At 70.7% G+C, this 10,082-nt stretch carries 11 protein-coding genes; 10 read left to right on the forward strand and 1 reads right to left on the reverse strand.

The genetic code is table 11. The features are described 5' to 3' along the window. The first annotated feature begins 159 nt into the window (after positions 1-159). From CCR97_RS04915 to CCR97_RS04945, 7 genes are all read left to right on the forward strand, one after another. Positions 160-1,209, forward strand: a complete 1,050-nt coding sequence (locus CCR97_RS04915; protein ID WP_111356832.1) for a MaoC family dehydratase — start codon at positions 160-162, stop codon at positions 1,207-1,209. Between the two features lie 258 nt (positions 1,210-1,467). Further along, entirely contained in the window at positions 1,468-1,878 is a 411-nt protein-coding gene (gene sdhC, locus CCR97_RS04920) for a succinate dehydrogenase, cytochrome b556 subunit (RefSeq protein WP_111356833.1), read from the forward strand. Beyond that, entirely contained in the window at positions 1,875-2,264 is a 390-nt protein-coding gene (sdhD, locus tag CCR97_RS04925) for a succinate dehydrogenase, hydrophobic membrane anchor protein (protein WP_111356834.1), read from the forward strand. The genes sdhC and sdhD overlap by 4 nt, the downstream gene beginning before the upstream one ends. Positions 2,265-2,267: 3 nt before the next feature. Then, positions 2,268-4,103 carry a succinate dehydrogenase flavoprotein subunit gene (sdhA, locus tag CCR97_RS04930; RefSeq protein ID WP_111356835.1) on the forward strand — a complete coding sequence of 612 codons (1,836 nt, stop codon included), beginning with the start codon at positions 2,268-2,270 and terminating at the stop codon, positions 4,101-4,103. Between the two features lies 1 nt (position 4,104). Beyond that, complete coding sequence (locus CCR97_RS04935) at positions 4,105-4,887, forward strand: succinate dehydrogenase iron-sulfur subunit (RefSeq protein ID WP_111356836.1); 783 nt, start codon at positions 4,105-4,107, stop codon at positions 4,885-4,887. A gap of 74 nt (positions 4,888-4,961) precedes the next feature. After that, complete coding sequence (locus CCR97_RS04940) at positions 4,962-5,351, forward strand: VOC family protein (RefSeq protein WP_111356837.1); 390 nt, start codon at positions 4,962-4,964, stop codon at positions 5,349-5,351. A 147-nt stretch (positions 5,352-5,498) separates the two neighbouring features. Then, the gene (locus CCR97_RS04945; protein WP_111356840.1) at positions 5,499-5,708 is read left to right on the forward strand and encodes a hypothetical protein; all 210 of its coding nucleotides are present in this window, start codon (positions 5,499-5,501) and stop codon (positions 5,706-5,708) included. Between the two features lie 99 nt (positions 5,709-5,807). Here the strand turns inward: CCR97_RS04945 and CCR97_RS04950 are convergent, their stop codons facing one another. Then, the gene (locus tag CCR97_RS04950; RefSeq protein ID WP_420826058.1) at positions 5,808-6,902 is read right to left on the reverse strand and encodes a zinc-dependent alcohol dehydrogenase; all 1,095 of its coding nucleotides are present in this window, start codon (positions 6,900-6,902) and stop codon (positions 5,808-5,810) included. A 70-nt stretch (positions 6,903-6,972) separates the two neighbouring features. On the opposite strand from CCR97_RS04950, the gene mdoH reads away from it, so the two are divergent. The 3 genes from mdoH to CCR97_RS04965 all read left to right on the forward strand — a co-directional run. Then, a complete protein-coding gene (gene mdoH, locus CCR97_RS04955; protein WP_170146063.1) occupies positions 6,973-8,850 on the forward strand; it encodes a glucans biosynthesis glucosyltransferase MdoH in 1,878 nt (625 codons plus the stop codon). Beyond that, positions 8,826-9,569, forward strand: a complete 744-nt coding sequence (locus tag CCR97_RS04960) for an FkbM family methyltransferase (RefSeq protein ID WP_111360015.1) — start codon at positions 8,826-8,828, stop codon at positions 9,567-9,569. Before mdoH ends, CCR97_RS04960 begins: the two co-directional genes overlap by 25 nt. Beyond that, the coding region (locus CCR97_RS04965) for a hypothetical protein (protein ID WP_201159343.1) at positions 9,556-10,082 on the forward strand (527 nt) is incomplete at its 3' end. The genes CCR97_RS04960 and CCR97_RS04965, both read left to right, overlap by 14 nt.

Raw genomic sequence — 10,082 nt, forward strand, 5'->3', positions numbered from 1 at the left:
GGGGAGACCCGCGGGGCGCACCTTCGACCGGCCGAGGGCGGACCCGGGGTGGTCCTCCCGCCTTTCTGCCAATTGCCAAAGTCCGGCCCGAGGGCTACGACTCGGGCAATCCCAACGCGACAATCCCCATAACGCCACCGACCCCCAGTGCCTCGTCCGATGGCCAAGACCAGCGCGGGACGTTACTTCGAAGACTTTCGCATCGGTGACGTGATTCGGCATGCGGTGCCGCGGACCGTCACGACCGGCGACGTGGCGCTCTACACGGCGCTCTACGGCCCGCGCTTCGCGGTGCAGAGCTCCGACGCCTTCGCCCAGGCGATCGGCTACCCGCGATCGCCGATCGACGACCTCCTCGTCTTCCACGTCGTGTTCGGCAAGACCGTTCCGGACATCTCGCTCAACGCCGTCGCCAATCTCGGCTACGCCGAGGGGCGCTTCCTCGCCACCGTCTATCCGGGCGACACGCTGACGGCGACCTCCGAGGTGATAGGCCTCAAGGAGAACTCGAGCCGGCGCACCGGCGTCGTCTATGTCCGCTCGACCGGCTGGCGCCAGGACGGCACCAAGGTCCTCGAATACGTGCGCTGGGTCATGGTCAACAAGCGCGACGAGGCGGCCAAGCCCCACACCGAGCTGGTGCCGGAGCTGGCGACCACGGTCGACCCGGCGAGCCTCGGCGCCGCCTGCCCGTCGATCCATGCCGCGGGATGGGATTTCGGCCTCTCCGGCGCGCCCCACCGGTTCGACGGCTACGCGGTCGGCGAGAAGATCGACCACGTCGACGGGATGACGGTCGAGGACGCCGAGCACCAGTTGTCGACGCGCCTCTACCAGAATACGGCCAAGGTGCACTTCAACCACTTCGCCCAGGTGCGCACCCGGATCGGCCGCCGGCTGATCTACGGCGGGCACGTCATCTCGCTCGCCCGTGGACTGTCCTACAACGGCCTCGCCAACGTCTTCCACGTCGCGGCGATCAACAGCGGCGCCCATGTCGCGCCGCTGTTCGCCGGCGACACCGTGTTCGCCTGGTCGGAGGTGCTCGGCAAAGCGGATCTGCCCGGCCGCAGCGACGTCGGGGCGCTGCGGCTGCGCCTCGTCGCGACCAAGGACCGCACCTGCGAGGACCACCCGCTGCGGGCCGGCCACGACTACGAGCCGGGCGTCATCCTGGACCTCGATTACTGGGCGCTGATTCCGCGCTGAGCGGCCGCGCCTCCGCCGGCCGAAACGGCGCGCGCGCGCGGCGTCCGCGACGCGTGTTTTCCGCACCGCGCACGCGGGTTTCCCCGCATTGAAATCGTGCCGCCGTGCGGCACAGTCGACCGTCGCCCGCCGGGCTGTTCGGTCTCGCCCCCGGCATGCAATCACAAGGACCCCGGCATCCACCGCAGGCCGTCGATTGGGCATTGCACAACAGACGCGCTTCTGCTTCAAGGGACAAGCCTTCATTGGAGCAATTCCATGGCTGAACGCCCGGCGCGGGTCGAGCGGCCGCTTTCGCCGCACCTCCAAATCTATCGTCTGACCTTCACGTTCCTGATGTCCGGCTTCCACCGGGTCACCGGGATCGTTTTGTATGTCGGCTTCCTCCTCGTCGTGTGGTGGCTGCTGGCCGCCGCCTCGGGGCCGAACGCCTATGCCTGGATCCAGTGGTTCATGAGCACCTGGATCGGCCGGCTGGTGCTGCTCGGCTTCTCGTGGGGCCTGATCCACCACTCGCTGGGCGGCGTCCGCCATCTGATCTGGGACACCGGCCGCGGCTTCGCGCCCAACGAGCGCGAGTGGCTCGCCCGCATGACCCTGATCGGCTCGATCTCGCTCACCCTGCTCGCCTGGATCATCGGCGGCTTCGTGATGGGAGGCCTGCGATGAAGTCGACCAGCATCCGCACCCCGATCGGCAAGGTGCGCGGCCTCGGCTCGGCCAAGTCCGGCACCGAGCACTGGTGGGAGATGCGGCTCACCTCGATCGCGCTGCTGCCGCTGACGCTCGCCGCGATCGTCATCGTGATCTCGCTGATCGGCCGCAACCACGCCGCCGTCGTCCAGATTCTCGGGTCGCCCCTCGTCGCCATCACCATGCTGCTGTGGGTCTACGCGGTCACGCTGCACATGCGCCTCGGCCTGCAGTCGGTGATCGAGGACTACGTCTACGGCAAGGCGATGAAGACGGGCCTGCTGATCGCCAACACGTTCCTCACCATCGTGCTCTGGCTGGCCTGCACCTACGCGATCCTCAAGCTTTCCTTCGGAGTCTGATCGATGGCCGTCAACGGTTCCGGAAACGGCGGCGCGCCGGCGGTGAACGGCCGGGCCTATCCGCTGGAAGACCACACCTACGACGTGGTGGTGGTGGGCGCCGGCGGCGCGGGCCTGCGGGCCGTCGTCGGCTGCAGCGAGGCGGGGCTGCGCACCGCCTGCCTGACCAAGGTGTTCCCGACCCGCTCGCACACGGTCGCGGCGCAGGGCGGCATCTCGGCGGCGCTGGGCAACATGGGCCCGGACGACTGGCGCTGGCACATGTACGACACCGTCAAGGGGTCGGACTGGCTCGGCGACCAGGACACCATCGAGTACATGTGCCGGAACGCGCCGGCCGCCGTCTACGAGCTCGAGCACTGGGGCGTGCCCTTCTCCCGCACCGAGGAAGGCAAGATCTACCAGCGGCCGTTCGGCGGCATGACGACCAACTACGGCCAGGGCATCGCCCAGCGCACCTGCGCGGCGGCCGACCGCACCGGCCACGCGATGCTGCACACGCTGTACGGCGCCGCGCTGAAGCACTCGGCCGAGTTCCTGGTCGAGTACTTCGTCCTCGACCTGATCATGGACGACGAGGGTGCCTGCCGCGGCGTCATCGCGCTCAACATGGACGACGGGACGCTGCACCGCTTCCGCGCCCAGATGACCATCCTGGCGACCGGCGGCTACGGCCGCGCCTACCTGTCCTGCACGGGGGCCCACACCCAGACCGGCGACGGCAACGCCATGGTGCTGCGCGCCGGCCTGCCGCTGCAGGACATGGAGTTCGTCCAGTTCCACCCGACCGGCATCTACGGCTCGGGCTGCCTGATCACCGAGGGCTCGCGCGGCGAGGGCGGCTACCTCGTCAACTCCGAGGGCGAGCGCTTCATGGAGCGCTACGCGCCGTCGGCCAAGGATCTGGCCTCGCGCGACGTCGTCTCGCGCGCCATGACGATCGAGATCCGCGAGGGTCGCGGCGTCGGCCGGAACAAGGACCACATCTTCCTGCACCTCGACCACCTGGACCCGAAGATCCTGCACGAGCGTCTCCCCGGCATCTCGGAGAGCGCCAAGATCTTCGCCGGCGTCGACGTGACCAAGGAGCCGATCCCGGTCATCCCGACCGTCCACTACAACATGGGCGGCATCGCCACGAACTATCACGGCGAGGCGGTGATCCGGAAGGACGGCAACCCCGACTACATCGTCCCGGGCCTGATGGCGCTCGGCGAGGCCGCCTGCGTGTCGGTGCACGGGGCCAACCGGCTCGGCTCCAACTCGCTGATCGACCTCGTGGTGTTCGGCCGCGCCGCGGCGCTGCGCTGCGCCGAGGTGCTGGAGCCCGGCGCCAGCCAGCCGAGCCTCTCGGCGGCCGAGACCGACAAGGCGCTCGCCCGGCTCGACCGCTTCCGCAACGCCAACGGCGCGACCCCGACGGCCGAGCTGCGCTCCCGCATGCAGCGGGTGATGCAGTCGAACTGCGCCGTGTTCCGCACCGGCGAGGTGCTGGCCGAGGGCGTCAAGCTGATCGACGAGGTTCTGGCCGGCGCGGCCGACGTGAAGGTGTCGGACCGCTCGCTGATCTGGAACACCGACCTCATGGAGACGCTCGAGTTCGACAACCTCATCGCCCAGGCGGTCGTGACCATGAACTCCGCCGTCAACCGCAAGGAAAGCCGCGGCGCGCACGCCCGCGAGGACTTCCCGGAGCGCGACGACAAGGAGTGGATGAAGCACACGCTGGCGTGGCTCGATCCCGAGAGCCGCAAGGTGACGATCGACTACCGGCCGGTGCACACCTACACGATGACCAACGAGGTGTCGTACATCGAGCCGAAGGCGAGGGTTTACTGACATGGTCGAATTCACCCTGCCAAAGAACTCGCGGGTCGGCGACGGCAAGGTGTGGCCGAAGCCGGACGGCGCCACCAACACGCGCGAGTTCCGCGTCTATCGCTGGAATCCGGACGACGGGAAGAACCCGCGCGTCGACACCTTCACGGTCGATCTCGACGACTGCGGGCCGATGGTCCTCGACGCGCTGTTGTGGATCAAGAACAAGGTCGACCCGACGCTGACGTTCCGGCGCTCGTGCCGCGAGGGCATCTGCGGCTCCTGCGCCATGAACATCGACGGCGTGAACACGCTCGCCTGCACCAAGGACATGGGCGAGATCAAGGGCGCCGTGAAGGTGCTGCCGCTGCCGCACCAGCCGGTGGTCAAGGATCTGGTCCCGGACCTCACCAACTTCTTCGCCCAGCACGCGCTGGTGCAGCCCTGGCTGCAGACCGCGACGCCGGCGCCCGAGAAGGAGTGGATCCAGAGCAAGCACGACCGCGAGATGCTCGACGGTCTCTACGAGTGCATTCTCTGCGCCTGCTGCTCGACCTCGTGCCCGGAATACTGGTGGAACCCGGACCGCTATCTCGGTCCCGCCGCGCTCCTGCACGCTTATCGCTGGGTCATCGACAGTCGCGACGAGGCGGCCGGCGAGCGGCTCGACCAGCTCGAGGATCCGTTCCGCCTGTTCCGCTGCGTCACCATCATGAACTGCTCGAAGGCGTGCCCGAAGGGCCTCAACCCGGCCAAGGCGATCGCCGAGCTGAAGAAGCTGATGGTCGAGCGCCAGAAGACCTGAACCCGATCCTCTGCATCGCGGTTTTTTCCGGGACGGCCCGTGGGTCGTCCCGGAGCTTTTATGGAGAACAAACCATGATCGATCATGTCGGCTTCCCGGTGGCGGACTATGCGGCCTCGCGCGCCTTCTACGCCGCCGCGCTGGCGCCGCTCGGCTATTCGCTGATCATGGAGTTCGGCCCGGACGAGACGGACATGGGCCACGCCGCCGCGGGCTTCGGGCGCGACGGCAAGCCGGACTTCTGGATCGGCGGCGAGGGCGGCCTGACCGGCGTCCTTCATGTCGCGCTGTCGGCGTCCGACCGCGCGACGGTCGATGCGTTCCATGCGGCCGCGCTCGCGGCCGGCGGCCGCGACAACGGCGGCCCGGGCCTGCGCCCGCATTATCACCCGAGCTACTACGCCGCCTTCGTGCTCGATCCCGACGGCCACAACATCGAGGTCGTCTGCCACGCGCCGGCGTGACCGTCACGACGCGGCGTCGCGCCCAGGCGGCATCGCCGTCGCGGTTCGGAACCTCGTTCGAACGCGCCGGGTTTGTCCGGAGCGACGAACGAGGGACGCATGCAGGACATCGATCCGCGCCGGCCGGAGCCGGGAAACGCCATCGTCATGGCATCCGATCCGACCGGACCAAAAATTCCGCCCGGACCCGACCCGCAGCCGGTACCCCCGGCTCCGGTCGAGCCGCCGGTGCCGGGGCCGGCCGGCCCGCGCAGCCCCTATCCGGTGAACGATCCCGGCATCGCCGACCCGACCCAACCCGGCTCGGAGCCCGACTACGTGCCACCGATCCCGCCCGGCGGACCCGGGCAGATGTAGCCGAGCAAGAGAGAGCCTCCGTCGTTCCGGGGCGCGACCCGAAGGGGCGCGAGCCCGGAACCCATACGCCCGTTGTCAGCGGCTCACGAAAGACCGGGGTCATGGATCCCGGGCTCGGCGCTGAAGCGCCGCCCCGGGATGACCGGGGACGTCCGGATAATCGATCAGCGGACACAGGCTGCCGCCCTCCGGTGCCAGCATCTGCTCCAGCTGCCCCGGCAGGTCGAAGAACGGCACCGCCGGCGCGAGCAGGGCGTCGAGGCGGTCGTCGGCGAGCAAAGCGAGCGCCGCCCCGAGCCGCCGCCGGTACGACCAGCGCGGCCGGCGCGACGGCGACACCTGTCCGACCTGGGACGATCTCAGCGTCAGCCGCCGGCTGTGGAAGGCGCCGCCGAGCGGCGCGGCGACCGTGCCCTCGCCGTACCAGCTCAGCTCCAGCACGGTCGCCTCGAGCCCGGCGAGCGACAGCGCCGTCGCGAGACCCGCCGCGCTGGCGCTCGCATGGATCACCAGGTCGCAGGCGCCGTCGCAGCGCTGCGGCATCGCGTCGGGGGTCGCGAAGCGCACCCCCAGCGCCGCCGCCGCGACGGCGCGCTCCGGCGCGATGTCGACGAGCGTCACGTCGGCGCCCGGCAGCCGGGCGCAGAGGTATGCGACCAGAAGCCCCACCACCCCGGCCCCGACCACGGCGATGCGGTCGGCCGGGCCGGCCGCCGCATCCCACACCGCGTTGAGGGCCGTCTCCATGTTGGCGGCCAGCACGGCGCGCCGCGCCGGCACGCCGTCCGGCACCGGCACCACGGCCTCGGCCGGCACAACGAAGCGGGTCTGGTGGGGAAACAGCGCGAACACCGTGCGCCCGACCAGATCCGGCCGCCCCGCCTCGACGTAACCCACCGTCGAATAGCCGTATTTGACCGGGAACGGAAAGCCGCCGGACATGAACGGCGCCCGCATGCGATCGTGCTCGGCGGCCGGCACGCGGCCGTGCAGCACGAGGCGCTCGGTGCCGCGGCTGACGGCGCCGTGCCGGGCCCGCACCAGGACCTCGTCGGGTGCGGGCGAGGTCAGCGTCTCGCGGCGGATCTCGGCGCGGCCGGGGGCGACCGTCCACAAGGCGTCGGCCTGCAGGGGATCGGCCGGTGCGGCGTCGATGGGAGCGGAGAAGGACCGAGGTGGGCGTGTCACTCGCATATCCGTTATTGGACCCGGGAACCGCCCCATCGCTATACCCGCGTACGATGCGGCAGGGCAGGGGGACTTGATGTCGGTGCAGGCGGCCGCGGCGGATCCGACGGAGGATCGACAGACAGTTCCGCAACGGACCGTTCCGGCCGGCGCGCGGCGCGCGCTGTTCGCCGGGCTCGTGCTGCTCACCATGGCGGGCCTCGTGGCGCTCGCCGCCGCGGCGCTGGCGCCGGGCGGCCTGTCGGGTCTCGATCTGATCCTTCTCGTGCTGTTCGGCGTCACGCTGCCATGGACCGTCATCGGCTTCTGGAACGCCGTGATCGGCTTTCTGATCCTGCGTCTCGCCGACGATCCGGTCGCCGCCGTGCTGCCGGTCGCGGCGCGGGTGGCGCCGACCGCCCCGATCGCCGGCTCGACCGCCATCCTGGTGTGCGTGCGCAACGAGGCGCCGGAGCGGATCGTGCGAAACCTTCGGCCGCTTCTCGCCGGGCTCGCAGAGACGCCGCACGCCGACCGGTTCCACGCCTACGTCCTGAGCGACACCAGCGACCCCGCCATCGCGGCCGCCGAGGAGGCGGGCTTCGCCGCCCTCGCCGCCGAATTCGTCGGACGCATCGCGCTCACCTATCGTCGGCGCACCGACAATGCCGGCTTCAAGGCCGGCAACATCGCCGAGTTCTGCAATGCGTGGGGGCACCTGCACGACTTCGCCGTGACGCTCGACGCCGACAGCATCATGCCGGCCGAGGCCGTGCTGCGCATGGTGCGGATCGTCGAGGCGGATCCGAAGCTCGGCATCCTCCAGGGCCTCGTCATCGGACGCCCGGCGACCAGCGCCTTCGCGCGGCTGTTCCAGTACAGCATGCGCCTGTCGATGCGCTCCTACACCTATGGCAGCGCCTGGTGGCAGGCCGACTGCGGCCCCTACTGGGGCCACAACGCGGTGCTGCGGTTGAAGCCATTCATCGCCCACTGCGAGCTGTCGGCGCTGCCCGGCACCGGGCCGCTCGGCGGGCACGTGCTGAGCCACGACCAGATCGAGGCGGTGCTGATGCGCCGCGCCGGCTTCGAGGTGCGGGTGCTGCCGGAGGAGACGCTCGGCTTCGAGGAGAACCCGCCGACCCTGATGGAGTTCGTGCGGCGCGATCTGCGCTGGTGCCAGGGCAACATGCAGTACTGGCGCTTCCTCGGCCTGCCCGGCCTGAAGCCGATCAGTCGTTATCAGCTCGTCTTCGCCATCCTGATGTTCTTCGGCTCGCCGGCCTGGGTGGGGCTCGCCGTGCTGATCCCGCTCGTCGCCGCGCTGGGGGCCGACGGCCGCCCGGCGATCGATCCGGCGATCGGCCTCGCCCTGTTCTGGATCCTGCTGCCGATGTGGTTCGCGCCGCAGATCGCGACCGTGCTCGCCATGGTGACGCGGCCGCGCGGCGCCGAAGCGTTCGGCGGCGCCGCCGCGTTGGTGCCCAATGCGCTGCTCGCCATGACGTTCATGCAGCTCCTGGTGCCGATCATGTGGCTCGCCCATACGCTGTTCCTGGTCCGGCTGGCGCTCGGGCGCGGCATCGGCTGGGGCGCCCAGGCCCGCGACGACCACGCCGTGCCGGTCGGCCTCGCGCTGCGGCTGCTGTGGCCGCAGACGTTCCTCGGGCTCGCCGTGCTGATGCTGGTCGGCGCGACGGCGCCGGCTGCGCTGGCCTACGCCGCCGTGATGGCGCTCGGCCCGGCGCTCGCCGTGCCGCTGGCGGTGCTGACCGCCTCGCCCGCAGTCGGACGCTTCATGCAGAGCGCGGGGCTGTGCCGGTTGCCGGAGGAGCGCGATCCGCCCCTGATCCTGCGTGTCGTCCAGGCCGCGGCGGCGCTGCCGTCCGCGGTCCGGCCGTCGACCTCGCCCGCGCCCACCGTGCTGTCCCCGCCCGCCGAACTGCCGTCATGCTCCAGCGCCTCCGCGCCCTGACCGGCCTTCTCGGATCGCTGCGGACCTATCACGGCCGCCGCGCTCACCGGGCCGGGCTCGACCGGCTGTATGCCGGCTACGTGTCGCCGGGCGACCTCGTGTTCGACGTCGGCGCCCATGTCGGCGACCGCACCGCGGCGTTCCGCCGGCTCGGCGCCCGGGTGGTGGCCGTCGAGCCGCAGCCGCATCTCGTGAAGGTACTCGGCCTGATGTTCGGTCGCGATCCCGCCGTGACGATCGCGCCCGTCGTGGTCGGCCGCAGCGAGGGCACGGCCGAGCTGCTGATCAACCGCGACAACCCGACGGTCTCGACCGTGTCGGAGCAGTTCGTCGCGGCGGCGGCCGGCGCGCCCGGCTGGGCGGAGGAGCGCTGGACCGAGCGACTCACCGTGCCGATGACGACGCTCGACGCGCTGATCGCCCGCCACGGCGTCCCTGCCTTCATCAAGATCGACGTCGAAGGCTTCGAGGCCGAGGCGCTGCACGGACTGTCTCACACGGTCGCGGCGCTCTCCTTCGAGTTCACGACGATACAGCGCGACGTGGCGGTCGCGGCGCTCGCCCGTTGCGCCGCGCTCGGTTACGAGAAGTTCGAGGCGTCGCTCGGCGAGTCCCATCGCTTCGAGCACGGCACCTGGCGGAGCGCCGAGGAGATGCGCGCCTGGATCCTCGGCCTGCCGCACGCGGCGAACTCCGGCGACGTCTATGCGGTCCGCTGAGGGGCGCGGCGCCGCCGGCCTCCGGCTCGCGGTGCCGGCTGCAGGACTTTCGCCATCGCGCGCGGCGGGTTCCGCGCCGCGGATCATCGTCACGCTGATCGCGCTCGCCGGCTTCGGCCTCACGCTTCTCGTGTTCTGGCCCGGCGTGATGACCTACGACGCGCGCTACGTGCTGGTGGCGGCGCGCGCCGGCGTCTACGGCGACTGGCAGTCGCCCGTGATGGCGTGGGCGTGGCGGCAGATCGATCTCCTGGTGCCCGGCCCGCCCGGCATGCTGCTCGTCACCGCGGCACTCTACTGGAGCGGCTTCGCGTTCGTCGGGGCGGTGCTGGCGCGCCGCTCGCCATGGCTCGGCGTCGTCGCGGTGCTGCTCGGCTTCGCGCCGCCCGGCTTCATGTTCCTCGGCATCATCTGGCGCGACATCCTGTTCGGCTGCGTCTGGCTCCTCGCCGCGGCGCTGGCGTTCGCGTCGGCCAGAGAAGAGCCCCCCACCCCCGGCGCGCATTGCGCGCC

It is taken from the genome of Rhodoplanes elegans (assembly GCF_016653355.1).
Taxonomy (GTDB): Bacteria; Pseudomonadota; Alphaproteobacteria; order Rhizobiales; family Xanthobacteraceae; genus Rhodoplanes; species Rhodoplanes elegans.

Excerpts from the sequence above, each read along its gene's own strand:
- CCR97_RS04915 (WP_111356832.1), top strand. The coding sequence starts at position 160 with ATGGCCAAGACCAGCGCGGGACGTTACTTCGAAGACTTTCGCATCGGT.
- sdhC (WP_111356833.1), top strand. The coding sequence starts at position 1,468 with ATGGCTGAACGCCCGGCGCGGGTCGAGCGGCCGCTTTCGCCGCACCTC.
- sdhD (WP_111356834.1), top strand. The coding sequence starts at position 1,875 with ATGAAGTCGACCAGCATCCGCACCCCGATCGGCAAGGTGCGCGGCCTC.
- sdhA (WP_111356835.1), top strand. The coding sequence starts at position 2,268 with ATGGCCGTCAACGGTTCCGGAAACGGCGGCGCGCCGGCGGTGAACGGC.
- CCR97_RS04935 (WP_111356836.1), top strand. The coding sequence starts at position 4,105 with ATGGTCGAATTCACCCTGCCAAAGAACTCGCGGGTCGGCGACGGCAAG.
- CCR97_RS04940 (WP_111356837.1), top strand. The coding sequence starts at position 4,962 with ATGATCGATCATGTCGGCTTCCCGGTGGCGGACTATGCGGCCTCGCGC.
- CCR97_RS04945 (WP_111356840.1), top strand. The coding sequence starts at position 5,499 with ATGGCATCCGATCCGACCGGACCAAAAATTCCGCCCGGACCCGACCCG.
- CCR97_RS04950 (WP_420826058.1), bottom strand. The coding sequence starts at position 6,902 with ATGCGAGTGACACGCCCACCTCGGTCCTTCTCCGCTCCCATCGACGCC.
- mdoH (WP_170146063.1), top strand. The coding sequence starts at position 6,973 with ATGTCGGTGCAGGCGGCCGCGGCGGATCCGACGGAGGATCGACAGACA.
- CCR97_RS04960 (WP_111360015.1), top strand. The coding sequence starts at position 8,826 with ATGCTCCAGCGCCTCCGCGCCCTGACCGGCCTTCTCGGATCGCTGCGG.